At 67.5% G+C, this 25,071-nt stretch carries 29 protein-coding genes; 6 read left to right on the top strand and 23 right to left on the bottom strand.

Annotation, left to right across the window (positions count from 1 at the left end):
- Positions 1-101 precede the first annotated feature (101 nt).
- The 4 genes from FQU96_RS25925 to FQU96_RS25940 all read right to left on the bottom strand — a co-directional run bounded on the left by FQU96_RS25925 (position 102) and on the right by FQU96_RS25940 (position 2,604).
- Positions 102-683: a VOC family protein gene (locus tag FQU96_RS25925; RefSeq protein WP_146544259.1), complete on the bottom strand. Its 582-nt coding sequence runs from the start codon at positions 681-683 to the stop codon at positions 102-104.
- A gap of 16 nt (positions 684-699) precedes the next feature.
- The gene (locus FQU96_RS25930) at positions 700-1,065 is read right to left on the bottom strand and encodes a VOC family protein (protein WP_146544260.1); all 366 of its coding nucleotides are present in this window, start codon (positions 1,063-1,065) and stop codon (positions 700-702) included.
- 63 nt (positions 1,066-1,128) lie between these two features.
- On the bottom strand, positions 1,129-1,509 hold the full coding sequence (locus FQU96_RS25935; protein WP_146544261.1) for a RidA family protein: 381 nt from the start codon (positions 1,507-1,509) through the stop codon (positions 1,129-1,131).
- A gap of 21 nt (positions 1,510-1,530) precedes the next feature.
- A complete protein-coding gene (locus FQU96_RS25940; RefSeq protein ID WP_146544262.1) occupies positions 1,531-2,604 on the bottom strand; it encodes a DUF2855 family protein in 1,074 nt (357 codons plus the stop codon).
- Between the two features lie 87 nt (positions 2,605-2,691).
- Between FQU96_RS25940 and FQU96_RS25945 the strand changes: the two genes are divergently transcribed.
- Positions 2,692-3,372 carry a TetR/AcrR family transcriptional regulator gene (locus tag FQU96_RS25945; protein WP_146544263.1) on the top strand — a complete coding sequence of 227 codons (681 nt, stop codon included), beginning with the start codon at positions 2,692-2,694 and terminating at the stop codon, positions 3,370-3,372.
- Here FQU96_RS25945 and FQU96_RS25950 read toward each other — a convergent pair.
- Complete coding sequence (locus FQU96_RS25950; protein WP_146544264.1) at positions 3,344-4,405, bottom strand: tartrate dehydrogenase; 1,062 nt, start codon at positions 4,403-4,405, stop codon at positions 3,344-3,346. The genes FQU96_RS25945 and FQU96_RS25950 overlap by 29 nt on opposite strands.
- Positions 4,406-4,560: 155 nt before the next feature.
- Between FQU96_RS25950 and FQU96_RS25955 the strand changes: the two genes are divergently transcribed.
- Both FQU96_RS25955 and queA read left to right on the top strand, forming a co-directional pair.
- Complete coding sequence (locus tag FQU96_RS25955) at positions 4,561-5,142, top strand: queuosine precursor transporter (RefSeq protein WP_255468544.1); 582 nt, start codon at positions 4,561-4,563, stop codon at positions 5,140-5,142.
- A gap of 13 nt (positions 5,143-5,155) precedes the next feature.
- The gene (queA, locus tag FQU96_RS25960; RefSeq protein ID WP_146544265.1) at positions 5,156-6,202 is read left to right on the top strand and encodes a tRNA preQ1(34) S-adenosylmethionine ribosyltransferase-isomerase QueA; all 1,047 of its coding nucleotides are present in this window, start codon (positions 5,156-5,158) and stop codon (positions 6,200-6,202) included.
- Positions 6,203-6,207: 5 nt separating this feature from the next.
- On the opposite strand, the gene FQU96_RS25965 is transcribed toward queA, so the two are convergent.
- Entirely contained in the window at positions 6,208-6,696 is a 489-nt protein-coding gene (locus tag FQU96_RS25965; protein ID WP_146544266.1) for a hypothetical protein, read from the bottom strand.
- A 186-nt stretch (positions 6,697-6,882) separates the two neighbouring features.
- Between FQU96_RS25965 and tgt the strand changes: the two genes are divergently transcribed.
- Positions 6,883-8,007 carry a tRNA guanosine(34) transglycosylase Tgt gene (gene tgt / locus FQU96_RS25970; protein ID WP_146544267.1) on the top strand — a complete coding sequence of 375 codons (1,125 nt, stop codon included), beginning with the start codon at positions 6,883-6,885 and terminating at the stop codon, positions 8,005-8,007.
- A gap of 1 nt (position 8,008) precedes the next feature.
- Here the strand turns inward: tgt and FQU96_RS25975 are convergent, their stop codons facing one another.
- A complete protein-coding gene (locus tag FQU96_RS25975; protein WP_146544268.1) occupies positions 8,009-8,362 on the bottom strand; it encodes a putative quinol monooxygenase in 354 nt (117 codons plus the stop codon).
- A 126-nt stretch (positions 8,363-8,488) separates the two neighbouring features.
- Here FQU96_RS25975 and FQU96_RS25980 point away from each other — a divergent pair, with 126 nt between their 5' ends.
- Positions 8,489-9,328: a nucleotidyltransferase domain-containing protein gene (locus tag FQU96_RS25980; protein WP_255468546.1), complete on the top strand. Its 840-nt coding sequence runs from the start codon at positions 8,489-8,491 to the stop codon at positions 9,326-9,328.
- A gap of 9 nt (positions 9,329-9,337) precedes the next feature.
- Here the strand turns inward: FQU96_RS25980 and FQU96_RS25985 are convergent, their stop codons facing one another.
- The 16 genes from FQU96_RS25985 to FQU96_RS26060 form a co-directional block, all read right to left on the bottom strand.
- Entirely contained in the window at positions 9,338-9,859 is a 522-nt protein-coding gene (locus tag FQU96_RS25985) for a hypothetical protein (RefSeq protein WP_146544269.1), read from the bottom strand.
- 127 nt (positions 9,860-9,986) lie between these two features.
- Positions 9,987-10,286: an AzlD family protein gene (locus tag FQU96_RS25990; RefSeq protein WP_146544270.1), complete on the bottom strand. Its 300-nt coding sequence runs from the start codon at positions 10,284-10,286 to the stop codon at positions 9,987-9,989.
- On the bottom strand, positions 10,283-10,975 hold the full coding sequence (locus FQU96_RS25995) for an AzlC family ABC transporter permease (protein ID WP_146544271.1): 693 nt from the start codon (positions 10,973-10,975) through the stop codon (positions 10,283-10,285). Before FQU96_RS25995 ends, FQU96_RS25990 begins: the two co-directional genes overlap by 4 nt.
- A complete protein-coding gene (locus tag FQU96_RS26000) occupies positions 10,972-11,835 on the bottom strand; it encodes an AraC family transcriptional regulator (protein ID WP_146544272.1) in 864 nt (287 codons plus the stop codon). Before FQU96_RS26000 ends, FQU96_RS25995 begins: the two co-directional genes overlap by 4 nt.
- A gap of 62 nt (positions 11,836-11,897) precedes the next feature.
- Positions 11,898-12,326, bottom strand: coding sequence for a hypothetical protein (locus FQU96_RS26005; RefSeq protein WP_146544273.1), 429 nt, complete (start codon positions 12,324-12,326; stop codon positions 11,898-11,900).
- Positions 12,327-12,339: 13 nt separating this feature from the next.
- Positions 12,340-14,370 (bottom strand): glucans biosynthesis glucosyltransferase MdoH, encoded by a 2,031-nt coding sequence (mdoH, locus tag FQU96_RS26010; protein WP_146544274.1) that lies wholly within the window; start codon positions 14,368-14,370, stop codon positions 12,340-12,342.
- A gap of 2 nt (positions 14,371-14,372) precedes the next feature.
- Complete coding sequence (locus tag FQU96_RS26015; RefSeq protein WP_178130707.1) at positions 14,373-15,950, bottom strand: glucan biosynthesis protein; 1,578 nt, start codon at positions 15,948-15,950, stop codon at positions 14,373-14,375.
- 227 nt (positions 15,951-16,177) lie between these two features.
- Positions 16,178-16,612 (bottom strand): hypothetical protein, encoded by a 435-nt coding sequence (locus FQU96_RS26020; protein ID WP_146544276.1) that lies wholly within the window; start codon positions 16,610-16,612, stop codon positions 16,178-16,180.
- Between the two features lie 36 nt (positions 16,613-16,648).
- Positions 16,649-18,499: a DNA mismatch repair endonuclease MutL gene (gene mutL, locus FQU96_RS26025; protein ID WP_146544277.1), complete on the bottom strand. Its 1,851-nt coding sequence runs from the start codon at positions 18,497-18,499 to the stop codon at positions 16,649-16,651.
- A gap of 112 nt (positions 18,500-18,611) precedes the next feature.
- A complete protein-coding gene (locus FQU96_RS26030) occupies positions 18,612-19,913 on the bottom strand; it encodes a glucose-6-phosphate isomerase (RefSeq protein WP_218574863.1) in 1,302 nt (433 codons plus the stop codon).
- A gap of 108 nt (positions 19,914-20,021) precedes the next feature.
- A complete protein-coding gene (pncA, locus tag FQU96_RS26035; RefSeq protein ID WP_146544279.1) occupies positions 20,022-20,660 on the bottom strand; it encodes a bifunctional nicotinamidase/pyrazinamidase in 639 nt (212 codons plus the stop codon).
- A 156-nt stretch (positions 20,661-20,816) separates the two neighbouring features.
- Positions 20,817-21,266, bottom strand: coding sequence for a nucleoside deaminase (locus FQU96_RS26040; RefSeq protein ID WP_255468550.1), 450 nt, complete (start codon positions 21,264-21,266; stop codon positions 20,817-20,819).
- Entirely contained in the window at positions 21,266-21,724 is a 459-nt protein-coding gene (gene queF / locus FQU96_RS26045; protein ID WP_146544280.1) for a preQ(1) synthase, read from the bottom strand. Before queF ends, FQU96_RS26040 begins: the two co-directional genes overlap by 1 nt.
- Positions 21,725-21,764: 40 nt before the next feature.
- On the bottom strand, positions 21,765-22,454 hold the full coding sequence (locus tag FQU96_RS26050; protein WP_146544281.1) for a histidine phosphatase family protein: 690 nt from the start codon (positions 22,452-22,454) through the stop codon (positions 21,765-21,767).
- Positions 22,451-23,065: a 16S rRNA (guanine(966)-N(2))-methyltransferase RsmD gene (gene rsmD / locus FQU96_RS26055; protein ID WP_146544282.1), complete on the bottom strand. Its 615-nt coding sequence runs from the start codon at positions 23,063-23,065 to the stop codon at positions 22,451-22,453. The genes FQU96_RS26050 and rsmD overlap by 4 nt, the downstream gene beginning before the upstream one ends.
- Positions 23,062-23,937: a pseudouridine synthase gene (locus tag FQU96_RS26060; protein WP_146544283.1), complete on the bottom strand. Its 876-nt coding sequence runs from the start codon at positions 23,935-23,937 to the stop codon at positions 23,062-23,064. Before FQU96_RS26060 ends, rsmD begins: the two co-directional genes overlap by 4 nt.
- 320 nt (positions 23,938-24,257) lie before the next feature.
- Here FQU96_RS26060 and FQU96_RS26065 point away from each other — a divergent pair, with 320 nt between their 5' ends.
- Complete coding sequence (locus FQU96_RS26065) at positions 24,258-24,992, top strand: GntR family transcriptional regulator (protein WP_178130708.1); 735 nt, start codon at positions 24,258-24,260, stop codon at positions 24,990-24,992.
- Positions 24,993-25,071: the final 79 nt, after the last annotated feature.

Here is a 25,071-nt window from a genome sequence, read left to right on the forward strand (position 1 = left end):
GACCGTCACCCCGAGCGCAGCGAGGGATCTTTCGATCACGACCGGCCCTCACACCCCCGAAAGATTCCTCGCTTCGCTCGGAATGACAGCCGGGCGGATGGTCACACATCCTTCAGCAGCGATGGGTCGCGCAGGGTGGTGTCCTGGCCGCGCACAGGATCGCGGATCGCGACGGACAGGCTGCGGGCGCCCTTCCATTCGTGGGCCGGCCGCACCTGCCCGTCGCTGCCGACCTGATCCAGACCCCAGTAGATTTCGAGCCGATGGCCATCGGGATCCCGGAACTCGACGGCGATCTGCACGCCCGCGCGACGGCGCCCCTCGAAGTCGATCGTCACACCGAGCGCACGCAACCGGTCTCGCGCCAGAAGCACCTCGTCCAACGAGCTGACCTCGAAAGCCAGGTGATTCAGTTCAGCGCTGCTGGAGGGCTGCGCCAGGCCGCCGACCAATGCGAGGCCATGATGATCAGCGTTGAAGCGCATGAACACCATGCCGCCGGGCATCATGTCCTCGCCGTAGATGTCGGAGATCTGAAGGCCCAGCACCTCGGTATAGAACTTCACCGACCGCTCGAGATTCGTGCAGTTCAGCACCACGTGGCCGATCTTGTTGATGCGAAACGGCATGCCCTGCGGGCGGTCGTACGCCCGCAGCCGCTCGCGATCGATGCCTGAACTCATGGCCTCCTCCCACCCGTCATGCGTGCGCCTTCATCGTCGTCTCGTCCCACAGGCGGATCCGGTAGCCATCCGGATCGGACAGCTCGGCGCCGTAGCCCCAGAACATCTTGGCGGGTGCATGGTTGAACGCGACACCGCGTCGTGACAACGCGGCGTGCGTTGCATCGACATCATCGACCTGGAACCAGAGCGCGATGCCGCCACCGCCAGGCGCGGTCTGGGCCTGCACCAGGAAGATCGTGAAGTCGAATTGATCGCGTACGGCCGCTGTCAGCCGGTCGGGAATCTCGAACTCGACCGACATCCCCAAGGTCGCGACATACCAGTCGCGCGACGCCTGCCAGTCGGCGACCGGCAAGGCGAGGTGATCGAACTTCAGCATGCGCGTTCCTCCACCGCATGTGAGGAGGAACTATAGCGCAACGCCTTCAGCGCGCGCGCATGACTATTTTACCGCGATGGCCTCGATCTCGACCAGCAACGCAGGGGAAGCCAACGCCTTCACGAACAGAAGGGTGGTGGCCGGCGGCGGCGTGGGCAACAGGCCACCGCCCGCTGCCATGAAATCGCCCAGCAGGCTTTCGTCGGTCAGGTAGATCGTCGCCTTCGCGATATTGCTGGCATCCATGCCGGCATCGGCGAGAACCGTGTTCATGTTGGCGATCGCGGTGCGGGTCTGATCCTGGATACCCTCCGCCACGCTGCCGTCGGCCCGTACGCCAACCTGGCCGGAAACGAATACGATCTTCTGAAACGACGTCGCCTCGACACCCTGGCTGTAGGCAACCGGTGCCGGCAGCCCTGCCGGATTGAATTTTCGCAGCATCGATATCTCCTGCAGCCGGGGTTAGGCGGGAATCACGATGTGGCCGACATCGGGGTTCGATCGTCCTTCCAGGACCTGGGCGTAAACACGCAGGAGCGCCTCCGGACCACGGTGATGCTCGATGCGCAACCAGCCATTGTCGGCCACAAACGCACGCATGGCGGCATTGAAGCGCGCCTCCAGTGTTGCCGCGCCCCATTCGTCGAGCCGCTTGCGCACCTGGTCGGGGGCGAAGAACAGTGTGGGCTCGGGTCCCGGCAACGCGTCGCCGCCGCCGGCACCCATGGCCTGCCAGTGGGTACCGCCCACGATCGCGCTGTGGGCCAGCGCATCGCCGAAGCGATGATGCACGGCGCCAACCACCGCCGGATCGCCCGCGAAGTCGACGAACACGACCGGCGCCGGCACGTCGAGCTCTGCCACTTGCGCGTAGGGTTCGACACGATCGAAGAAACCCAGCCCGCGCAGGAAATCGACGCGCGACGGCGCGCTGAGACCGGTAACGGCAACACCGCGGCGGTGCAGCAGCCAGGCGAGACCCAGCGCCGTCTTGCTGGAAGCGCTCGACAGCAGCACGGACCGCCCGCCGAACAAGGCCTGCTCCGACAACAGGTCGTCGATCAAGAACGACGTCATGAACAGCGGACGCAGCAAGGCGCGGTAGTCATCGATGCCGGCGTCATCCGAAACGGCAGCGTAGCGATTGTACGTCGCGGGCAGATCGGCGCGATGGGGTGCGGCATCGACGAAACCGCCGGCCGCCGCCTGCAGCGTCGCCGTCATATGACTCGAGGGCGGCAGATAGCCGAAGACCCTCTGGCCGACGGCAACATCGGGCCTCCCGGAGCGGATCACACGCGCGTAGCCCCAGACCGGGATGCGGCCCAACCCCGCCTCCGCCGGAAAGAACCGCCAGTAGCCGAAGGACTCGCCGATCACACCGTAGGTGATGTTGTTGGCGGTCAGCGCAAAGCGCTCGACGGCCAGCAGGCTTTGGTCCGATGCCAACGGCACATCGTTCGGATCGGCTGCCGGCACCATCCGCGCCTGGCACAGATCACTTTTCGCCACCACGAAATCCCAGGCTGTGCTCATGAGGGCCTCCATAGTTTTACTTTGTAAATTTATGTTGTAAGATATAAACCGAAAATCCAGTCCGATCAAGCCGCCTCGCGACCATCCATGCCCCGTGTCCTCTCCTCGTCCGACGTCGAAGATTTCCGTGACCGGTTGACCGATGCGGCCGAGCGGCTGTTCGGGCGTCATGGGCCGGAACGCATGACGATGCGCCACGTCGCCGCCGAGCTGGGGGTCAGCCCGATGACTCCCTACCGCTATTTCAAGGACAAGGACGACATTCTGGCCGCGGTGCGCACCCGAGCTTTCAACCGGATGGCTGCCGCGGTCGAGGCCGCGTTCGCCAGCGCAACCGATCCGGTGGCCCGCTCACGCGAGGTCGGACGCGCTTACGTGACGTTCGCGCTGGAGCATCAGCACGCCTATCGGCTGATGTTCGACCTGTCGCAGTCGACCGAAGCCGACTATCCGGATCTCGTGGCCGCGTGCACGCGAGCGCGCGCCATGATGACACGCCAGGCCGCCGAGTTGATCGACGCCGGGCTGATCACCGGCGAGCCCGAGATGGTGGCGCACATGTTGTGGTCGGCGCTGCATGGCGCGGTTGTTCTGCAGATGGCCGACAAACTGTCGCCGCACATCGATCCGGTAACGCTGCGGCGGGAAACGTTCCTCACGCTCCTGAAAGGACTAGGACTGGATCTCCAATCCTCGTCCCGCCATCGACCGGCGCCGCGGCACGCCGCCGCGACCCGTTCTACAGGGCGTCGCACACCGCGTCCGTGACGCTCGACGTGCCGGCGGTCCCGCCAAGATCGCGGGTCAGCATCCGGCCGTCAGCCGTCACCTTTTCAATAGCCGCCATCAGGCGCTGCGCGGCATCCTTCTCGCCCAGGTGCTCCAGCATCATCACCGCCGACCAGAAGGTGCCGATCGGGTTGGCCAGCCCCTTGCCCATGATGTCGAAGGCCGAGCCGTGGATCGGCTCGAACATCGAGGGATAGCGGCGCTCGGGATTGATGTTGCCGGTCGGCGCGATCCCGATGCTGCCGGCCAGCGCCGCCGCGAGATCGCTCAGGATGTCGGCGTGCAGGTTGGTGGCGACAATGGTGTCGAGGCTGTCAGGCCGGTTCACCATGCGCACCGTGGCGGCGTCGACCAGCTCCTTGTCGACGGTGACGTCGGGGAAGTCCTGCGCGACCTCGGCGGCGATTTCATCCCACATCACCATGCCGTGGCGCTGGGCGTTGGACTTGGTGATCACGGTGAGTTTCCGGCGCGGCCGCGAGCGCGCCAGCGCGAAGGCAAAGCGCATGATGCGGGTCACGCCGGCACGGGTGAAGATCGAGACCTCGGTCGCCACCTCCTCGGGGTGGCCGCGGTGCGAGCGGCCGCCCTGGCCGGCGTACTCGCCCTCGCTGTTCTCGCGCACGATCACCCAGTCGAGCTTGCCCGGCGGGCAATCAGCCAGCGGGCTCCTCAGCCCGGGCAGGACGCGGGTCGGCCTGACATTGGCGTACTGGTCAAAGCCCTGGCAAATCTTCAGCCGCAGGCCCCACAGGGTCACGTGGTCAGGCACAGCCGGATCGCCAACCGCACCGAAATAGATGGCATCGAATGGCTTCAGCGTCGCCAGTCCGTCCTCGGGCATCAGCGCGCCCGTCCGCCGGTAGAAATCCGAGCCCCAGTCGAAGCTGGTGACGTCGAGGCGGAATTCGTTAGTCAGCCGCGCCAGCCGCTGCAGCACCGTGAGCCCGGCCGGGATCACTTCCTTGCCAATGCCGTCGCCGGGGATGGCGGCGATCCTGTATTCGCGCACGGTGTTTTCCTCTGCTCAGTCGCCGGAGCGGGCACCTTAGCCGGCCCAGGGGTGCGCGGTCATGGCCTTCCTCCTGCCCTCGCCAAGCGGTGCCACCTGTTCTATAAGCCCGCCGCCCGCTGGCCTGTGTCGCCGGAAGGGGCATGGAGGAGAAGATGACCGGGATCTCCCGCGGCATGGCCATCGCCGTTGCCGCCATGGTCGGCGCCGTCGCGCTGTCCAACTATGTCGTGCAGTTCGAGATCTTCACGCTGTCGGTGCTGGGCACCGTGACGTGGGGTGCGCTGACCTATCCGGTGACGTTCTTCGTCACCGACCTCGCCAACCGCGCCTTCGGTCCGCAACGGGCGCGACAGGTGATCTATGCCGGCTTCGCGGTCGGCGTGGTGGTGTCGCTCCTGCTGGCGCCGTGGCGGATCGCGGTGGCGTCGGGCACCGCATTCCTGGTCGGCCAGCTGCTCGACATTGCCGTCTTCAACCGACTGCGCCAGGCCCCCTGGTGGCAGGCACCGTTCGCCGGCTCGGCACTGGGCTCGATCATCGACACGGTGCTGTTCTTCTGCGTGGCCTTCATCGGCATCTTTCCGTTGCTGCCGGCCGGCCTTGGGCCGTCGGTGCTGTCCCTGATCCAAGGCGACCTGATCGTGAAGCTGTCGTTCGCGCTGTTCTTCCTGGCCCCGTTCCGCGCCCTGATGGGGCGCATCGTGCCGATGAAGCCAATCACGGCATCGCGCTGAGCGCGGCGGCATCGTGCGCGTCGACCTGTTCGACTTCGACCTGCCCGAGCGGCTGATCGCGCAGCGGCCTGCCGTGCCGCGCGATGCCGCGCGGTTGCTGCACCTGCCTCGCGACGCCGCGGCGGCAGAGCATGCCGTACGGGATCTGCCGGATTTGCTGCGCCCGGGCGACCTGCTGGTGTTCAACGACACGCGCGTCATCCCAGCCCGGCTCTACGGCCGACGGGCGAGCGGCGGTAAGATCGAAGCATTGCTGCTGGGACCGACCGACAGCGGTGCGTGGACGGCCATGGTGCGCGGCGTGGCGAAACTGCGCCTCGACGCCCGGCTCACGTTCGAGGGCGGTTTGTCGGCCGCGGTGACGGCGATCGGCGGCGACGGCACGGTCGTGCTCGACTTCGGCCTCGCCGACAGTGCCGTGCTGGCTGCACTGCGGGCGCACGGTCACATGCCGTTACCGCCCTACATCCGCGGCGGACGCGACGATGCCCACGACCGCCACGACTATCAGACCGTCGTGGCGCGCCATGACGGCGCCATCGCGGCACCGACGGCGGCGCTGCACTTCACCGAGGCGTTGCTGGCGCGCCTGCGCGATGCCGGCGTCGCGACGGCCGCCGTGACCCTGCATGTCGGCATCGGCACCTTTCAGCCCGTGCGCGTCGACGACACCGATGCACACGTCATGCACATCGAACACGGCGAGCTGGGCCCCGATACGATCACCGCGATCGACACCTGCCGAGCCCGCGGTGGCAGGGTGATCGCCGTCGGCACCACCAGCCTGCGCGTGCTCGAGGCGGTCGCGGCGCACCACGACGGCGCGCTGGTACCATGGCGCGGCGACATCGACCTCTTCATCACGCCCGGCTTCCGGTTCCGCGCCGTGGACCTGTTGATGACCAACTTCCACCTGCCGCGCTCGACGCTGTTCATGCTGGTATCGGCTTTCGCCGGCCTGCAGCGCATGCAGGCGCTTTACGCCGACGCGATCGCGCGTGATTTCCGATTCTATTCCTATGGCGATGCCTCCCTGCTGGAGCGGCGGGAGGCGGTATGACCGGCTCAGCGATGGCGTTGGACGCACGCCAGCAGTTCATTCAGCGCCACCGACGTGCCGACCAGGGTGATGGAGAAACCGTTGGCGCCTTTTGGCTCGAAATACATCCGATTGCCCTGCCGGATTTCGTGGAACAGCTGCTGCGAGTCGGCCAGCAGCACCAGCAGCCGGGTCGGCCCCAGCGCCCGCGCCGTGCCGTTGCGCCGCCCAAAGGAATCGACCCAATAGCTGATCCCGCCTTCCGAGCCGGTGCGCCAATTCCAGTTCGGGTTGTTGATCGCGATGCCCCAGGTCAGGCTGCGGGTCAACATGAAGATCACCGAGGCGCCGCCGCCATACTGGCCCGAGGCCGTACAGTTCTGCAACGAGCCGTTCTCGGCGTTGGCCTCCACTGTCCACGAACCGGTGTTATAGCGTTGGATCACCTCGGCACCGGCGACCCCCGTGGTCAGGAACGCCGTCAACCCCAGGATCGCCGCCAGATATCTACGCATCGTGTCTCACCCCAATACCCGTACGGGCTTCCCTTACGCCATCCGGCATACGCCAGTGGCCGCCCGCCAGGCCCCTTTTCGGGCAGCCAACGTGGCCGCCGCCCCAACCGGCCCATTTTATGCGATTTTGCGCGTTTCTTCGAGAGCTTCGATGCGGCGCGCCACACCGCTAAACAATGAACAGCCATGACCACTGAATTTTCCCTGCTGACATCGGACGGCAGCGCGCGCCGGGGACGGCTGAAGACCGCCCATGGCACGGTCGAAACACCCGCCTTCATGCCCGTGGGCACCGCCGCGACGGTCAAAGCCATGCTGCCGCAATCGGTTGCCGCCACCGGTGCCGAGATCGTGCTGGGCAATACCTATCACCTGATGCTGCGGCCGGGCGCCGAGCGCGTCGAGCGACTCGGCGGGCTGCACGCGTTCATGAACTGGCCGGCGCCGATCCTTACCGATTCCGGTGGTTTCCAGGTGATGTCGCTCAGCAAGCTGCGCCAGATCGATGCCGACGGCGTCGACTTCCAGTCGCACATCGACGGCTCCCGGCAGCGGCTGACGCCGGAAAGCTCGATCGCCATCCAGCGCCAGCTCGACGCCGACATCACCATGAGCTTCGACGAGTGCACCCCCTTCCCGGCCACGCAACCACAGGCGGCGACCTCGATGCGGTTGTCCATGCGCTGGGCCGAGCGCGGCAAGCGTGCCTTCGTGCCGCGGTCCGGTTACGGCCTGTTCGGCATCGTGCAGGGCAGCACCTACGAGGATCTGCGCCTGGAGTCGGCCCGCACCCTCACGAACATCGGCTTCGACGGCTACGCCATCGGTGGTCTGGCGGTCGGCGAAGGCCAGCCGGCGATGTTCCGCACCTTGGACATCACCGTGCCGGCGCTGCCGGATGACCGGCCGCGCTATCTGATGGGCGTCGGCCGTCCGGCCGACATCGTGGGCGCCGTCCAGCGCGGCATCGACATGTTCGACTGCGTGATGCCGACCCGCGCCGGGCGCACGGCACAGGCGTTCACCTGGCGCGGCGAATTGAACCTGCGCAATGCGCGGCACCGCGACGATCCCAGGCCGCTATCGGATGGCTGCGCCTGCCCCGCCTGCACGGGACATAGCCGCGCCTACCTGCACCATCTCATCAAGAGCGACGAAATCCTCGGCGCCATGCTGCTCACCTGGCACAACCTGCACTTCTATCAGGACGTCATGCGCGGCCTGCGCGGCGCCATCGAGAAAGGCGGCATGGCGGACTGGACCGGCTGGTTTCACGAAGAGCAGGCCAAGGGCGACATCGCGGCGCTGTAGGCTATCGATAGGCTGCAGCAAGGAAGTTGAAGTCGCCCCGCATCGGCTGAAAAACGTGGGCCTGCCGCGGCCGGCATACGAGTTCAGGCAGGCGCGCCTCGTAGGCCTGGCGGTAGTCACGCTTGAGCTGGACCTGTATCAGATCGTCGTGGCTCGCCCAGGTCTCGTAGAGCATGAAGCGTGCAGGATCATCGATGTCGCGATGCAGGACGGCATTGATGAAGGTCGGCTCGTTCCGCATGGCGTCGAGGACCGGCGTCAGCAGCGCCAGGAACTCAGCCTCGCAATCCGGCTTCACATGAATGGACACGATCACGGCCACCAGTTCACTTGAAGCTGGCTTTTGCCGAAGCATCAGATCTCTCCCGTGCTGTCATTCGCCAACACCCACACGGTGGCAGCACGCCCCGCCGGCCTCAATTACGTGACAGGTAGGGCTGACCGCGCTACGAGCGGAGCGACGGCGAGGGAGAGAGCAGTGGTGATCGCTGCCAACGACGAGCGTCTGCTGGCGCGCATCGTGGAAACGCTGGCGGCAGTGCCAGGCATTGCGGCCATCGTGCTGGGTGGTTCGCGTGCCCGCGGTACGGCAACGCCGCAGTCCGACTACGACATCGGCCTCTACTATGAGGGCGATGCGCCGTTCGACCACGCAACGCTGAGCCACGCCGCGGCAACGCTCGACGATGCCGATGCAACCGTAACGCCGATCGGCGAATGGGGACCGTGGATCAACGGCGGCGGCTGGCTGACCATCGATGGCGCACGCGTTGACCTGCTGTACCGCGATCTCGGCCGTGTCCGGGCCGTGATCGACGACTGCCATGCCGGGGCCATCGACGTCGCCTATCAGCCGGGGCACCCGCATGCGTTCGTCTCGGCGATCTACATGGGCGAAGTCGCCATCTGCCGGCCGCTGATGGAGCGCGATGCCGTGCTGCGCGACCAGATCGCCCGCACCACCCCCTACCCGGCGGCGCTGCGCACCGCGGTGATCCGGCGGTTCGGCTGGGAAGCCGGATTCGCAGCAGCCAATGCCCGCAAGAGTCTCGATCGCGGTGACAGCAACTACCTCGCCGGCTGCATCTTCCGGGCCGTCGCCTGCCTGTGCCAGACGCTGTTCGCCCACAATGGCCATTATCTGCTGAACGAGAAGGGCGCCGTGGCCATCGCCGATCGCTTCACGCAACGGCCCGAGCGCTTCGCCGCGCGGATCGCGGCGCTCTATCGCGATGCCGGTGACGGTGACGGTGACGGCGCCGCAGCACTTGATGCGCTCGACAGCCTCATCGCGGAAACGACAGCGCTGACCGGTTCATAGCCGGCGACCTTAGCGCACCACCACCGACTCGACCGACTGACGCAGCATCGCCTCGTTCTCGGCGAACAGGCGGCTGACGACGTTGGCGGTCAGAATGATGATGTGGTCGTTGGCCATGGTCACGCGCATGATGTTCTCGACCGGCTGATCGGCGGCCGGCGACTGGAATTCGATCGCATACCATTGACGCGAGCCGATCTCGACCAGGCCGTGGCGATGGACGACCGCACCGGTCTGCAGCGCGACCCGGCGCTGCATCTCGTTGCCGAGATCACCGAGCGGTGGCGGGCTGCCGGGTGGAAAGCGCAGGCGACTGACGGCGATCGTCTGCGTCAGGCCGTCGCTGCTCGTGAAGGCGAACTGCGGTGGTTGGGAGCGCGGATATTTCAGCGTGATCTCGGCCGGGGTCATCGGCCGGAAGCCGGCCGGCAGTTGCAGCGACACGGTGCCATCGTATAGCTCGGTCCGTTGCGCCGCGGCCGGCAATGCCGCCACCAGCAACAGCAGGACAAAGAGCGCCAGCCGCCTCATACGCCACTCCCCTATGCTGCGTGTCGGCCCCCTCACCGCACAGGATCATTGTGGCAACAGTAGGCGCGCGCCGGCGCTCACGCGCAAGGCCTCGCGGCGCATGGCTGCGCGTACCTGCAGAAAACCGTCAGCTGAGTGCGCGCAATGCGACGACGACCAGCACCCCCACGGCGACGGTCGCCAGCAGCGGCAAGCGCGTCGCCGCCAGGATCGTCACGGCCGCGGCCACTGTCTCCGGCCACCCGGTGGTCAATGCGGTGGGAGCGATCACCGCCACCAGCACGGCCGGTGGGATGGCATCGAACGCCGCCTTGGCACGGCCCTGCAGCGCCAGCTTGCCGGTGATGAAGAAGCCGGCCACGCGGCCGAGGTAGGTCACGACCGCCATGGCGACGATGGCGGCCACGGTAGCGGGATCGAGGGTCATGGCGTGGCGCGCTCCGGCGTGGCCGCACACCAGGCGGCCGCAATCCCGGCGAAGGCGCCGGCGGCCACGTGCCATGGTGGTCCGGCGGCAATGTAGGCCAGGGCCGAGGCGGCGGCGCTGGCCGCGACGACGATCGCCGTCGCACGCCCCTTCCACAGTCCCGCAATCAGTCCGATGAAGAGCGCCGTAAAGGCGAAGTCCGCGCCCAGCCGTTTGGGATCGCCAAGGAACGAGCCCAGCCAGGCACCGAGAAAGGTACAGCCGATCCACGCCACCGGCAGCATGCCGGCCACCGCGAACCAGTACGCCGGCGTGATGCGCCGCTCGATCGCGCGCCGTTCGGCCAGGGCCCAGGATTCGTCGGTCAGTACCCACGCCGCGGCCAGGCGCTGGGCCAGCGAAAAGCCATCCATCTTCGGGTTGAGCGACGCGCCCATCAGGGTGTGGCGGGCATTGATCAGCAGCGTCGAAAATGCCAGCGCCAGGACCGGCACCGGATAGGACCACAGTTCCAGCGCCGCGAACTGCGCCCCGCCGGCGAACACGAGGATGGACATCAGGCCGGCTTCGAGCACGGATAGCCCCTTGCCGACCGCCAACGCCCCGAACAGCATGCCGATCGGGACGGCCGCGATCATGGCGGGCAGAATATCGCGGGCGCCCTCGCGCGCCGTCGCTGGTGGATTCATGCCACGACAGCCGTGCGGTAGGCCCCGGGTGTCACGCCGATGCGGGCTTTGAATGCGCGTGTCAGATGGGCCTGGTCACAGAAGCCGGTCGCCGAGGCAACCACAACCGGCGTCTCACCGCGACGCAGCCGGATCTTGGCCGCCTCGACCCGCAGGTTGATCAGCCAGGCATGCGGCGTCAGCCCGGTCTCGCGGCGAAAGGCGCGGATCAGGTGGTACGGCGACAATCCGGCCTCGGCAGCCAGCAGCGACAGCGGCAGGTCTTCGGCATGGCGCTGTTCCAAGAGCGTTTTCACGCGCGCCACCGGCCCCCGCTCGCGACCCAACGGGGCCGGCACGATCCGCGCGTGACGCACCAGGCAATGCGCATAGGCCCGCGACAGCAGCTCGTCGGCGGCCAGGGTGGCACCTTCTTCCTCGAGCATGCTGTGGGCCGCGGAGATCAGCGCCACACCGTGCGGGTCATGGACCACGGGTTCGGGAAACCAGGGCGTGCCCACGACCGGTACGCCGGAGACTTCCATGGCAATGCCCTGCAGCAGCACCACCGACGGATACGTCATGCGATAGCAATAGCCGCCGCCATAGGCCTCGCCATCATGGACATCGTGCGGATGGTTGAAGACCAGGTCGCCGGGCGTCGCGTAGCGGCGGCTGCCACGCACATTCCAGGTCTCGCAACCCGCCAGGATGCCGCCCACCACGTAGGTATCGTGAATATGCAGGGCATAGCGATGCGTGCGGAAGGTCGCCGCCAGGCACTCCAGCCCATCAAAGCGGCCGGCCATGAAGAAACGCGCGCGCTCGCCCGCGGCAAGCGGCGTCGCGGCCACGGCTTCGGCCTGGGTGATCCCGTCCATGCACCGCAGTGTAAAGCCGATCTGGCACGGCGCGTCTTGAAGAAAATTGCTGTCGGGCCCGCCTACAAAGGCTGTTCCGGCATCTCCAGTGGGGCACCTGCCGGCAGCGGGCGTGGCAAGGCCCGCCGCAAGTCATCGCGAAAATCCGACTCCGGCTGCGTTTCCAGGAACTGATCCGGCCAGCGCCGAGCGCCATCAATGGCGAGAAAGGCGGCTCGCAGAGCATCGACGGGCACCGGGCCGCCATCGTCGCTGGCCAGCGACGCGGCCCAGCGCGCCAGCAAGCCGTCCAAAGCCTCGCGGGCAGCCCGGTCGGCATCATATGGCGGGCTTGCCGCTGCCTCGGCGGCAGCCGCGGTGACGGCGCCGACCAGTCGCCGCTGCCAGTCCGGTTCGAACGGACCCCAGGCTGCCAGCCGCCGTTCGGCTGCAATCGCCAGCCGCCGGGCGACGATCGATGGTACTGGCGACAAGTCGTCTTCAGGCGACATGGCAGGCATCCTCTCACGCCGCCCGCTGCAGGCGGCGCTGCTCGAGCGTCCGCAGAGCGTGCTCTAGCGCCGCCGCGCTGCCCAGCAGAGCGCGCCGCTCGACGGGCTCCAGCGACTCGGCGCGGATCGCGGCGCGCTCCGCCGAATCGATCAGCGCGTGATCCGCCGGCGTGCGATCGGGCAGCATCGCCATGTGCAGTGCCGCCAGCGGCCGGTCGCTCAGCACATGAACGAAGCTGGGCAAGGACCGGTCTTCGAGGCGCTTCAGCTCTTCGTCCAGCAGGCGCAACGCCGGCGAAGGTGCCGTCTCTTCCGGTGTCCAGAAGAAACCGCCGCGCTGCATCGCCAGCCCGGCGCCGGTGCGGCTGGAGATCACGTTGAGCGGTATCGCCACCGCCATGCCCAGCACGATGGGCGCCACCCACCATAGAAAGTCGATGGCGTACCAGAAGACGACACCGCCCCAGGCCAGGCCGATCAGGCTATGCACCGCGTGCCGGCGTGCCGCTTCCGACCATGTGATGCCGCGGTCGTCACGCGGCTGCGAGGCCCAGCCGACACTGCTGCCGGCCAGGATGGTGAACACGAACTTGCTGTGGAACAGCATCATCACGGGTGCCAGCAGCAGAGAGAACATCATCTCGGCCACGGCGCTGCGCAGCAGCCGTCCGGCGCCGCCGAATCGCACCCGGCGTGCGCGGCTGCCCAGGGTCAGCACCAGGCTGAAGAGCTTGGGCAGGAACAGGACGGCCGCCGTAACCGCCAGCAGCGCATGGCTCTCGAACGGCCGGTACTCCGGCCAGATGGGAAAGAGATTGTAGCCGGGCAGGAAGTAGGCATGGCCGGCCAAGGCCTGCTGGATCACCACGTAGCTGCTGAGGAACAGAAGCAGCAGCCACAGCGGCGAGGCGATGAAGGCCAGCACGCCCATCGCCATGTGCAGGCGACTCACCCAGTGCAGTCGCGGCGCCTTCAGGATGCGGGCATGTTGCAGATTGCCTTGCGCCCAGCGCCGGTCGCGCACGGCATAGTCGACGATGTTGGACGGAATCTCCTCGTAGCTGCCACGCAGTTCGGGCAGGAACCAGACGTGCCAACCGCCGCGGCGCATGCAGGCCGCCTCGACGAAATCATGGCTCATGATCTCGCCGCCCAGCGGCGCCTTGCCGGGCAGCTTGGGCAGGCCGCAATGCGCAGCGAACGCCCGCGTGCGGATGATCGCGTTGTGGCCGTAGTAGTTGCCTTCGCCGGCCCACCAGAAGCTGTGGCCGACCGCCAGCAGCGGGCCATAGAGTCGGCTGGCAAACTGAAGCCAGCGCGCGAACAACGTGGTGCGGTTGGCGGCGATGGCCAAGGTCTGGATGATGCCGGCCTTGGGATTGGCCTCCATCAGCCCCGCCAACCGCACGATGGTGTCACCCTCCATCACGCTGTCGGCGTCGAGCACGACCATGTTTTCGTAGGCGCCGCCCTGTGTCCGCACCCATTCGGCGATGTTGCCGGCCTTGCGGCCAACATTGGCCGCGCGATGGCGATAGAACAGCCGGCCGCCGGCACCCAGCGCCCGGCAGGTGTCATGCCATTGCGCTTCCTCGGCCACCCAGATGTCGGCATCGGTGGTGTCGCTCAGCACGAAGAAATCGAACTGCGCCAGCTGCCCGGTGGCTTCGACCGAGCGATAGGTCGCGGCCAGGCCGGCGAACACGCGGCGCGTATCCTCGTTGTAGATCGGCATCAATATCGCGGTGCGCGCGCGCAGTGTGGGCATCGGGCCATCGGCGGCGCTCTCGCACCGCAAGGTCACCGGATGGCGGCCCAGCACCGACAGCACGAAGCCGGCGGCAGCAGCCCAGAACGACAATGCGATCCAGCCGAAGCTGACGGCAAACACCACCAGCACCGCGCCTTCGGCAACGGTCAGGGAATTGGTGCCCAGCACCACGCCCATCAGCCACGTGGCGCCGGCCGTGCTGCCGAGCACCAGCAGCGCCATCAGCCCGCGGCGCCAGAACGCCCACTTCGCCTTCGGTTCAAGGTGGAGCATGGTCAGGGCCGCCAACGGTAGGTCCAGGTCTCGGTCAGCGCCTCGTCATAGAGGCGCAGGTATGCACGCATTTCGATCGGCTTCTTGCCGTCAGGCTCGACGTCCGCCACCAGCCGCCACATCTTGGTCGAGGGGATCGACTGCAGCTCTGCGTTCACCAGCTTGCCGGCCGTGACGTTCACCTGGGCACTGACCGGATGCTCCGGTCGCAGGTTGACCAGTTCACCGCCCGCAAAGTCAACAAGCACACGGCGCGTGGTCTTGGCCGGCTTGCCACTGCCCGGGATATCGGTAAGGCCGATGCGGGTTGCCACCGCGCGTCCGCCCGGCGGGAAGCGTGCCGCATCGGCAAAGGAATGCAGGCGGTAGCGCAGCTCGATCCGCTGGCCTGCCTTGACCGGCTCGCGGCCGACCCAGAACGCCACGATGTTGTCGTGGATCTCCGAGTCGGTGGGGATCTCGATCAGCCTGATCTCGCCTTCGCCCCACTCACCCATCGTCTCGACCCAGAGGCTGGGCCGTCGGTGATAGAGCGCTTGCAGGTCCTGGTAGTGGTCCAGCGACCGGTCGCGCTGAATGAGGCCGAAGCCGCGCGGATTCTTGTCGCCGAAGCTGGAGATGTCGAGTTCGGCCGAGTTGCTGAGCGGACGCCAGATCCACTCGCCGGCACTGGTCTCGATCAACAGGCCGTCAGAGTCATGTACCTCGGGGCGGAAGTCGCCGCGTTGGCGGCGGTCGCTGTTCTTGCCGGCGAGAAACATGCTGGTGAGCGGCGCCACGCCCAGCATGCCGACGCCGTGGCGCATGAACAGGGTTGCCGTCACTTCAAGACGGGTCTCCGTGCCCGGCCGCAAGGTGAACATGTACGCGCCGGCCAGCGCCGGGCTGTCGAGCAGCGCGTAGATGACGATCTCGCGCGCCTCCGGCGTCGGTGTCACCAGCCAGAAGGTGCGGAAGAACGGGAACTCCTCCTGGCGCTGCAGGCCGGTGTCGATAGCCAACCCGCGCGCCGAGATGCCGTAGACCTGGTTGCGGCCCAGCAGGCGGAAGTAGCTGGCGCCGAGAAAGGCGGCGATCTCGTCCACCGGCTCCGGCCCATGCAGCGGGTAGTGCAGGCGAAAACCTGCCAGCGGTATCTGCTCGGGCGGCGGTTCCTTCAGCTTGACGTCACTCCAATCGAACATGTCGCGGCTGGCGACGAACGGATTGGACACGCCGTCCGTCACGATGTTGATCGAGATGGGTGCGCTGTAGATGAAACCGGCAGCGAAGAACTGGGCACGAAAGAAAGCCTTGCGATCGCTCCACAGCGATGCCGCAGGCCGGAAGCGGATCTGCTGGTAGCGATCATAGCCCAGGTCCCGCCATTCGGCTGGCAACGCGGCCGGGCTCGGCGCCTGATAGGGACCGGCGGCGACCCGGCGGGCTTCATCCAGGACCGTGGTGTAGTCGAACGATGCCGGCGGCGGCGCCGGGATCTGCCCGACCGGCGGCGGAAGCTGCGCGCGCGCGACAGAAGGCGCCAACGCCGCGGCGGCCAGCGCACCGATCGTCAGGTTTCGCCGCGTACAGCTCCGCATGATCTGACTGTCCCCCACCGAAGCGCGACGCTCCGCATCGCTTGGAACGCCGGGCGGTGGGGCAGGTTGCATCCATGCAGATTTACGCAGACTCATCAGGAAACGCTCACGCTCGCGGTTGCTCGGAGACGTCAGGCGTAGTGAATGTTTGGGACCGTATTGCGGCGCAATCGCGGGCGCCGTGCGGCGTTGTGCCTCTTCTCTGCGCGCAGACGAGAAGAAAGGATTTAGCGGCTGCGTGTCAGTGTCGCTGTGCGACGGCAGGGGCCTTCGGTTTCGCTGATACGCAAGGCGTTGCCGTCGGCGCGGCCGCTCCAGCGCGAGCGCTCGCGGTCCCGGTCACGCATGGATCGCAGGCCGATGATCGCGATGGTGCCATTGCCGTCGACGCGGCCATTCAATTGCCACAGCGCCGGAGGCGCCGGCAGCTGCTCGCCCTTCTTGCCCTGCACCCGCGGTGCACCGGTGTCAGGCTCGCTGGCGGTACCGTCGAGCAACCCGCTTTCAATCGTGATACGCACGTCCAGCAACGCACAGCGGCCCGCAGCCTCCGCACGGCCGATCCAGGCGCCGTCGGATTGTCCCCACGCGGTGGTGGCCAGCATGACGAAGCCGGTACCGACAGCCATCCGCAGGGCGCAATGCAACGACAAGGACAGCATGCTTTTGTTCTCCTCAGGACCACTCGGCATTGACGACTACCGTCGGCCGAACAATCGCTCGATATCGGCCAGCTTGAGTTCGACATAGGTCGGCCGACCGTGATTGCACTGGCCTGAATGCGGCGTCGCTTCCATCTGGCGCAGCAACGCGTTCATTTCGTCGACCGACAGCCGCCGGCCCGAGCGCACGCTGCCGTGGCACGCCATGGTGCCGCACACCTCTTCGAGCTTTTCCTTCAGCGACAGATGTTCGCCGAATTCGGATAATTCGTCGGCGAGGTCACGCACCAGGCCGGCCACGTCGGTGTCGCCCAGCAGCGCCGGTGTCTCGCGCACCGCCACCGTGCCAGCGCCGAACGGTTCGATCACCAGCCCCAGTTCGCCCAGTTGCTCAGCGCGCGCCAGCAATCGGCGCGCCGCATCGTCACCCAGTTCGACGATCTCGGGGATCAGCAGCATCTGGCGCTTCACGCCGTGCTCGGCCAGCGACTCCTTCATACGCTCGTAGACCAGGCGTTCATGCGCGGCGTGCTGATCGACGATCACCACGCCGTCCTCGGTCTGCGCCACGATGTAGGTCTCGTGCACCTGCGCCCGCGCCGCGCCCAGCGGATAGCGTCGCAGATCCTCGACCGGCGCCGCCATCTCGGCACGGGCCGAGATGTGGTCGACACCGTCGAGCGTCGCCGCCGCGGGGTGCGGTGCGAGGAACGCCGCCGCCGCTTCAGCCAGCCCGGGCGAGGGCCGCGCCATGCCGCCAGAATAAGATGAGGGCCATGCACCGCCACGCGGTCCGCCGCCCAGCGGCAGGCCGCCCACCGGCCGCACCGCGCCCAGCGCCGCCTGCGCCACCGTCGTGCTGGCACGATGGCCGGCAGCCGCCAGCGCCTGTCGGATGGCGCCCACGATCAGGCCACGCACGATGCCGGCGTCTCGGAAGCGCACCTCCGTCTTGGCCGGATGCACGTTGACGTCGACCATGCCGGACGGCGCTTCAAGGAACAGCGCCACCAGCGGATGCCGGTCACGGGCAAGGAAATCCTGGTAGGCGCCACGCACGGCACCGACCAGCAGCTTGTCGCGCACCGGCCGGCCGTTCACGAACAAATACTGATGCTGCGCCGTGCCCCGGTTGAGCGTCGGCAGGCCGACATGACCGGTCAGGACGAAACCTTCGCGTTCGGCGCGGATCGGCAGGCTGTTCTGGGCGAAGTCGCGGCCCATGATGGCGGCGAGGCGCTCCAGGCGCGCGGCGTCCTCACCGTCCTCGACCAGCGACGGTGCAATGGCAGCATAGTTGAAGAGCGTTCGGTCCTCGTCCTCGAGCGAGAAGGCGATCTGCGGATGCGCCATCGCCAGGCGCTTGATGGTGTCGGCGACCTGTGCCTGCTCGGTGCGCGGCTCCTTGAGGAACTTCAGGCGCGCCGGCACGGCAAAAAAAAGATCACGCACTTCCACGCGCGTGCCGGGCGGATGTGCCGCCGGCTGCGGTTGGCCCTTGCCGTCACCCTCGATGCGCAATGCCCAGGCACTGTCGGCGCCCTTGGGCCGCGACGTGACGACAAACCGGCTGACCGAGGCGATCGACGGCAGCGCCTCGCCGCGAAAACCCAAGGTACGGATGTCAAGCAGGTCCTCGTCGTCGGCCAGCTTGGACGTGCAGTGCCGATCGACCGCCAGCGCCAGTTCGTCCGGCGTCATGCCGACGCCGTCGTCGGTGACGGTGATCAGGCTGCGCCCGCCTTCGACCAGGCTCACCGCGACACGGCCTGCTCTCGCGTCGATGGCGTTCTCGACCAGTTCCTTCACCGCCGACGCCGGCCGCTCCACCACTTCGCCGGCGGCGATGCGGTTCACCACGGTCAGCGGCAGGCGGCGGATGGTCATGGCTCTTCTCTTTTGGACCGCGCGCATCGGCGCCCTAGCGCCGACACACCTTCGCTCTTCGCTGGCGCTCCGAGCGAATGCGGGCGTGGACGCCCGCGGTCCAAAAAGGGGCTCACCGCTTCCCCGCCAGGTACTCGCGCGTGAGCACCTTGCCCTCTTCGACGGCGGGCTGGTCGAAGGCATCGACCTGCAGCAGATCGGCGGCGATGATGGTCTCCAGCATGAAGTGCATCAGCAGCGCACCCATCACGCGCTCGTCCAGTTTAGCGATGCGCATCACCCGCGTGGGCCGTCCGTTCTTGGCCAGAGTCGCTGCGGTCGCGTCGGCCTCGGCCAGCAGCAGGTCACCCAGCGAATGGTTGGCGAGGTAGTTCAGCGACGCATCGCCGCCCAGCGCGTCAGGACGTACCTTGGCGCCCTCGCCTGCCGTATCGCGGATGATCACGGTGAAAAGCTTGTCGGCCGGCCCGTCGAGATAGAGCTGCAGCTGGCTGTGCTGATCGACCGTGCCCATGGCGCGGATCGGCGTCGTGCCCTTGCCGTTCTTGCCCAGGCTCTCGGCCCACAGCTGGCGGAACCAGAGACCGAAGTAAGCCAAGCGATCGACGTAGGGCATCACAACCGTGGTCCCCACGTTGCGCTCGCGCCACAGCCCGACCGACAACGCCGCGCCGACCGCGGGCGCACTGGTCGTGGCGTCCGTGGCCGACAACGCCGGATCGAGCACGCTCGCCGCGCCTTCGCGGATGGCGACGGCATCGAGGCCCGCGATCATCGCCGGCAGCAGGCCGACCAGCGACAACACCGAGAAGCGGCCGCCCACACCCGGGTCGTGATCGAGGATGGAACCACCGATACGCTGCGCGATCTTGCGCAGTGCGTTGTCCTTGGGCTCGGTGATGGTCAGCACGTGGTCGGCGATCTTGCCCTTGCCGAGCTTGGCCTCCAGCGCGTCGAGCACGATGAAGAGCTGGGTCAGCGTCTCCGCCGTGCCGCCCGACTTCGAGATCGGCACGAACGCCGTTTTCGCCAGGTCCAGGCGTGTCAGCAGTTCGGCGAACGTCGCCGGATCGACATTGTCCATGAACCACAGCTTGGGTGCGCCGACCGCCGGGCCGAAGCCGATGTCGGTCAGCGCCGACAAGGTCTGGCCGCCCAGGCTGGAGCCGCCGGTGCCGAGGATGACCACGTGCGCGAACTGGCGCAGCCGTTCGACATGCGGCTTCAGGGCCGCAAGATCATCGCGCGCGGCCGGCAGGCGCAACAGCGGCAACGAGCCGTCGGTCTGGCGGCGCTTGACGCCCTGCAAGGCCGGCAGGACCTGTTCCAGCTCGCGCTCGTAGGCGCGCCGCGACAGGCCGTTGGCGCCGATGGCATCGGCGAAGATGGAGTCGATCTGGTGCTGGTAGGACATGCGCCGCATATGGTTGTGAACGGGGTCCGAGACTAGAGGAGTGCCGCGGCGCGTGAAAGCGCCGGCTGGCGTGCTGTGCCTGTGGAATTCGTCAGGATAGCGGCAGGCTCAGGCGCTCAGTGACGCCACGGTCGTCAAGGTCACGCCGGCTTTCGCCATGGCCGCAGCCTGTGCCGCGCGGCTGCCGTCGAGGTCGATAGCGGCGCAGGCATCCTCGGCGACGACGACGCCAAATCCCAGGCCCTGCGCGTCCAGCGCCGAGTAGGCCACGCAGAAATCGAAGGCAAGGCCGCAGCACACGACACGCGATACCGCACGGGCGCGCAGCCAGCCGTCGAGGCCCGTCGTGGTCGTGCGATCGTTCTCAAAGAAGGCCGAATAGGAATCGACTGCCGGCCGCATGCCCTTGCGTACCACCAAGGCAGCGCGATCCGTCATCAGATCTTCATGAAAGGCCGCGCCCGACGTGCCCTGCACGCAATGATCGGGCCACAAGGTCTGTGGTCCGTAGGCAACCTCGATGGTTTCGAACGGCGCCTTGCCCTTGTGCACCGATGCGAAGGAACCGTGGCGGCGCGGATGCCAATCCTGCGTCAGCACGACGAGGTCGGCCGCAGCGATGAGCTTGTTCACGGCCGGCACGATCGCATCGCCGTGCGGTACCGCAAGCGCACCGCCCGGGCAGAAATCATTCTGCACGTCGATCACCAGCAGCGCCGTTCCCGGCCCGAGTGGCGTGTTGGTCATGGCGTTGTCCTCTTTGCTGCCTTCCCCCAGCTTCGCTGGGGGAGGTGGCCGAAGGCCGGAGGGGGACCCGACGCGGTCTCAGTTACATAGACCACGTCGGGTCCCCTCCGCCCCTTCGGGGGCACCTCCCCACTGCGTGGGGAGGAAGATTACGTATCACCGGCGCGCACGGAAGAAGTCCCGCAGGAGCTCGGCCGCATCAGTCTCGGCGATACCGGAATAGACCTCCGGCGCGTGGTGGCAGGTCGGCTGGCTGAAGATGCGCGGACCGTGCTCGACACCGCCGCCCTTGGGATCGGCGGCGCCATAGTAGACCCGGCGAAGGCGGGCGAAGGCGATCGCCTGGGCACACATGGGGCACGGCTCCAGGGTCACATAAAGATCGCAGTCAACCAGGCGCGGCGCGCCCAGGGCTGCGGCGGCGGCGCGGATCACCAGCAGTTCGGCGTGTGCCGTCGGATCGTTCATGGCCTCGACGCGATTGCCGTCCGCCGCCAGCACCGCACCGTCGGGCCCGACGACCACCGCGCCGATCGGCACCTCGTCGCGCGCCGCCGCCAATCGCGCCTGCGCCAGCGCAAGCTCCATGGGCGACGGCTTTGACATCACCCGCGACCGCGATAGGGCGCAACGCCCTGATCCGGCAACCACAGTCCCCGCGGCGGCGCGCCGGTTTGCCAGAACACGTCGATCGGCATGCCGCCGCGCGGGTACCAGTAGCCGCCGATCCGCAGCCACTTCGGCTTCAACGCCGCCACCAGCCGCTTGGCGATCAGCATGGTGCAGTCCTCGTGGAAGGCGCCGTGATTGCGGAAGCTGCCCAGGAACAGTTTCAGCGACTTGCTCTCGATCAGCTTGGCCGCCGGCGCGTAGTCGATGACCAGGTGCGCGAAATCCGGCTGGCCGGTCATCGGACAAAGCGAGGTGAACTCCGGCTGAGTGAAGCGCACGAGATAGAGCGTGCGCGGATGCGGGTTGGGTACCGTCTCCAGCACGGCCTGGTCCGGTGATGCCGGCAACGATGTTGCCTGTCCCAGCTGTTGGAGGTGCTTGTATTTGGCCATCAGGATTTGTCCCTTTGGACCGCGCGCGTCCATGCGCGCCTCATGACGTCGTCCCCGCTGCGGATGATATGTCTTGAGCGCGCGGGAACGCGCGCGGTCCGAAACTTGACGTTGCTTCGATCCGCGTGACAGTGCCGGACTGGAGGCGGAAGAAGGCGTCCTGCGGCTCGTCGAGCCAGATGATCTCGTCGGGCGACAGGCGGGCATACGCACCGCGTAGCAGGCGACCGATCGCGCCGTGCGAAAACGCCGCCACGGGCCGCGTCGCGGCCGACGTCACGAGATCAGCAAGCACCGCCTGCGCCCGCGGTGCCGCCATGGCGTAGCTCTCGCCGCCGGGCGGCTGGTGATGCCATTTCAGACTATCGCGCCGGGCCAGCGCGCCGGGCTGACGCTGCTCGATCTCGGGCCGCGTCAGGCCGTCCCAATCGCCCCAGGTGACTTCGCGCAAGCGGTCATCGAAGCGGCACTGCGCGACATCGATACCGGCCTCGGCGCAGGCAAGGTCGACCGTCTGGCGCACGCGGCCCAACGGACTGGCAAACAGCGCGACATCCCGCGGCGCGATGCCGGCCCGTTGCAACGCCGCACGCAACGCCGCGCCCACGGCACGCGCCTGGGCACGACCTTGCGCGGTGAGCGGCGAGTCGAGTGCTCCCTGAATGCGCTCGATCGTGTTCCACTCGGTGCGCCCGTGCCGGAACACATAGATCGGATGCGGGTTGCTCATGATGACGGCTGGTAGCGCAGGAAGATGATCTTGGCCGCGCCGTAGCGGCGCTCGTCGAATGCCGTGAAATCGGGCACCGCCTCGAGATCCTCCTTGGCCGCGATCTCGACGATGCAAATGGCACCCGACGCCAGCCATCCCACACGCGCCAGCGCCGCGAGCGCACGCGGGCCCAGCCCGGACCGATACGGCGGATCGAGGAACGCCAGCCCGCAGGCGGCATCACTGGGCGCCGGTTGCGGCTGTGTGGCGTCGGTGCGCAGCACGCGGGCGTTGGCGGTTTCCTTCAAGGTGCGCAGGTTCTCGCCGACGGTGCGGATCGCCTCGGACGAGCTGTCCATGAACGTCACGTGCGCCACGCCGCGCGACAGCGCCTCGATACCGAGCGCACCGCAACCGGCGAAGACATCCAGCACGCGCGCGCCCGGCAGCGGCGAGGTGCCGTCACCATTGAGGTCGGCATGCACCAGGATGTTGAACAGTGACTCGCGCGCCCGCGACGAGGTCGGCCGGATCTCGACACCCAGCGGCACCACCAGCGGGCGGCCGCGGTATTTGCCGGCCACGATGCGGGGCGGCGCCGGCGGTACATCGCGTCGCAACCGGCTCATGGCCGTCCTCCGCTGCGCCGCGCGCCACCCGACGGGCTGCGCGATGGGCGCTTGCTCGGCCGCTTGCGATCGTCGCGCGGCTTGGGCTTGGCCCAGCCCGGTTTGCGGCCACGGGCATCGACGCCCTGCTCACCGGAAACCTGCGCCACCAGCCGAGGGCTGGCCTCGATCACCGCGCCCTCCGGCAGCGCGTCCAGGGTGAAGGGACCGTAGGCGATACGAATCAGCCGGTTCACGCCCAACCCCAGATGCGCCATCACCCGGCGCACCTCGCGGTTGCGGCCTTCCTTCAGCGCGATGGTGAGCCACATGTTGCTGCGCTGCTGGCGGTCGAGCCGGGCATCGATGGCGCCGTAGGTGACGCCGTCCACCACCACGCCGTCACGCAGGCGATCGAGCGCCGCCTGGTCGATCTGGCCGTGCGCCCGCACCCGGTAGCGCCGGGTCCAACCGCTGGCCGGCAACTCCAACCGCCGCGCCAGCGCGCCATCATTGGTCAGCAACAGCAACCCCTCGGAATTGAGATCGAGCCGCCCCACCGAGACGACTCGCGGCATCTCCTTGGGCAAGGCCTGGAAGATGGTGGACCGGCCCTCGGGATCATGCGCCGTCACGACCAGTCCGACCGGCTTGTGGTAGAGCCACAGGCGCGCCTTTTCAGGCGCCGCGACCGGCTTGCCGTCGACGCGGATGTCGCTCGTGGCGGTCACCAGCGTCGCCGGCGTGTCGATGCGCTGGCCGTCGACGACGACCCGGCCTTCGGCGATCCAGCGCTCGGCATCGCGGCGCGAGCACAGGCCAGCGCGCGCCAGTCGCTTGGCGATACGTTCGCCCTTGCCGGTGTCGGCCGGCGGTTGGGGTGAAAGAGTCATGGACAGGCTTCTAGGGCGGATTTCGCCCCGGGGGAATTCGTTTGGCAGTGCCGCGACGCCGACAGGGCGACAGAAACGACAGAAACCGATTCCGGTAAGGATAGCAACAAGTTATGCCTGGGATGGCGCCCCGACAGAAACCTGACAGAAAGCGACAGAAACACCCGACCAGACCACCACCGGGGGACAGATCTCCTCAACCACGCACTCTATACAATTCTCTATTCAAGAACAAGAAAAATCGGGACACCCACCCAACCTTGCCGCTGTTCATCGGGGACGCTTATTCTACTGCAGTGCAGCACCCGAACGAGGCCCGGATGACCGCTGGTGAGCCGCAAGGCCATTCCCTCAGAATCTTGCGGCCGGCGGGGACATTGCGGACGCAGGTCGTCAGCACGCTGCGTAACGCCATCATCGACGGCACATTCAAGGCCGGCGAACGCCTGGTGGAGCGCAAGGTATGCGACCTGCTGGGGGTGAGCCGCACCCTGGTCCGCGAGGCATTGCGCCAGCTCGAGGCCGAGGGGCTGGTCGAGAACGCGCCCTACCGCGGGCCGTCGGTTGCGGTCTTGCTGCCCGCCCAGGTGCAAGAGATCTACGAGATGCGCGGCGCCCTGGAGGGGCTGGCGGCCAAGCTGTTCGTCGAGCGCGCCGCGGATTCGGCCGTCGCGGCGTTGGCCACCGCCGTCGAGACCATCGCCGACTGCTATCAGCGCGGCGATGGCGCGGGACAGCGCCAGGCGGTCGAGCATTTTTACGATCTGCTGCTGCGCGGTACGGGCAACGACATGCTGTGCCAGGCCGTGGCATCGCATCGCGCCCGGCTGGCCTGGCTGCGCGCCATCGCGCTCTCGCGCCGTGAGCGCGGACAGTCGAGCCTCGAGGAAAAGCGCGCGATCGTGCAGGCCATTGCCGCCCGCGACGCGCAGAAGGCGCGCGCCCTGGCCGAGGCGCACGTCGCCAACGCACTGGCCGGCGTGCTCGACCTGCTGAACAGCGGCGCCGTCGCGGCCGTGGACGAACGCGACACGCCGGAGCGCGCGGCGAGCTAGACTCCCTGGGAGTGGCGCGCTGCCGGCATGGCTCATCCGACCGAAACGGCGGCGAAAACCGCTGGATGTTTGTATGATG

Source organism: Reyranella sp. CPCC 100927 (genome assembly GCF_007859315.1).
In the GTDB taxonomy this organism is placed as follows: domain Bacteria; phylum Pseudomonadota; class Alphaproteobacteria; order Reyranellales; family Reyranellaceae; genus Vineibacter.

Bases quoted from the DNA above. Each gene is read 5' to 3' on its own strand.
- FQU96_RS25925 (WP_146544259.1), bottom strand. From the start codon at position 683: ATGAGTTCAGGCATCGATCGCGAGCGGCTGCGGGCGTACGACCGCCCG.
- FQU96_RS25930 (WP_146544260.1), bottom strand. From the start codon at position 1,065: ATGCTGAAGTTCGATCACCTCGCCTTGCCGGTCGCCGACTGGCAGGCG.
- FQU96_RS25935 (WP_146544261.1), bottom strand. From the start codon at position 1,509: ATGCTGCGAAAATTCAATCCGGCAGGGCTGCCGGCACCGGTTGCCTAC.
- FQU96_RS25940 (WP_146544262.1), bottom strand. From the start codon at position 2,604: ATGAGCACAGCCTGGGATTTCGTGGTGGCGAAAAGTGATCTGTGCCAG.
- FQU96_RS25945 (WP_146544263.1), top strand. From the start codon at position 2,692: ATGCCCCGTGTCCTCTCCTCGTCCGACGTCGAAGATTTCCGTGACCGG.
- FQU96_RS25955 (WP_255468544.1), top strand. From the start codon at position 4,561: ATGACCGGGATCTCCCGCGGCATGGCCATCGCCGTTGCCGCCATGGTC.
- FQU96_RS25965 (WP_146544266.1), bottom strand. From the start codon at position 6,696: ATGCGTAGATATCTGGCGGCGATCCTGGGGTTGACGGCGTTCCTGACC.
- tgt (WP_146544267.1), top strand. From the start codon at position 6,883: ATGACCACTGAATTTTCCCTGCTGACATCGGACGGCAGCGCGCGCCGG.
- FQU96_RS25975 (WP_146544268.1), bottom strand. From the start codon at position 8,362: ATGCTTCGGCAAAAGCCAGCTTCAAGTGAACTGGTGGCCGTGATCGTG.
- FQU96_RS25985 (WP_146544269.1), bottom strand. From the start codon at position 9,859: ATGAGGCGGCTGGCGCTCTTTGTCCTGCTGTTGCTGGTGGCGGCATTG.
- FQU96_RS25990 (WP_146544270.1), bottom strand. From the start codon at position 10,286: ATGACCCTCGATCCCGCTACCGTGGCCGCCATCGTCGCCATGGCGGTC.
- FQU96_RS25995 (WP_146544271.1), bottom strand. From the start codon at position 10,975: ATGAATCCACCAGCGACGGCGCGCGAGGGCGCCCGCGATATTCTGCCC.
- FQU96_RS26000 (WP_146544272.1), bottom strand. From the start codon at position 11,835: ATGGACGGGATCACCCAGGCCGAAGCCGTGGCCGCGACGCCGCTTGCC.
- FQU96_RS26005 (WP_146544273.1), bottom strand. From the start codon at position 12,326: ATGTCGCCTGAAGACGACTTGTCGCCAGTACCATCGATCGTCGCCCGG.
- mdoH (WP_146544274.1), bottom strand. From the start codon at position 14,370: ATGCTCCACCTTGAACCGAAGGCGAAGTGGGCGTTCTGGCGCCGCGGG.
- FQU96_RS26015 (WP_178130707.1), bottom strand. From the start codon at position 15,950: ATGCGGAGCTGTACGCGGCGAAACCTGACGATCGGTGCGCTGGCCGCC.
- FQU96_RS26020 (WP_146544276.1), bottom strand. From the start codon at position 16,612: ATGCTGTCCTTGTCGTTGCATTGCGCCCTGCGGATGGCTGTCGGTACC.
- mutL (WP_146544277.1), bottom strand. From the start codon at position 18,499: ATGACCATCCGCCGCCTGCCGCTGACCGTGGTGAACCGCATCGCCGCC.
- FQU96_RS26030 (WP_218574863.1), bottom strand. From the start codon at position 19,913: ATGTCCTACCAGCACCAGATCGACTCCATCTTCGCCGATGCCATCGGC.
- pncA (WP_146544279.1), bottom strand. From the start codon at position 20,660: ATGACCAACACGCCACTCGGGCCGGGAACGGCGCTGCTGGTGATCGAC.
- FQU96_RS26040 (WP_255468550.1), bottom strand. From the start codon at position 21,266: ATGTCAAAGCCGTCGCCCATGGAGCTTGCGCTGGCGCAGGCGCGATTG.
- queF (WP_146544280.1), bottom strand. From the start codon at position 21,724: ATGGCCAAATACAAGCACCTCCAACAGCTGGGACAGGCAACATCGTTG.
- FQU96_RS26050 (WP_146544281.1), bottom strand. From the start codon at position 22,454: ATGAGCAACCCGCATCCGATCTATGTGTTCCGGCACGGGCGCACCGAG.
- rsmD (WP_146544282.1), bottom strand. From the start codon at position 23,065: ATGAGCCGGTTGCGACGCGATGTACCGCCGGCGCCGCCCCGCATCGTG.
- FQU96_RS26060 (WP_146544283.1), bottom strand. From the start codon at position 23,937: ATGACTCTTTCACCCCAACCGCCGGCCGACACCGGCAAGGGCGAACGT.
- FQU96_RS26065 (WP_178130708.1), top strand. From the start codon at position 24,258: ATGACCGCTGGTGAGCCGCAAGGCCATTCCCTCAGAATCTTGCGGCCG.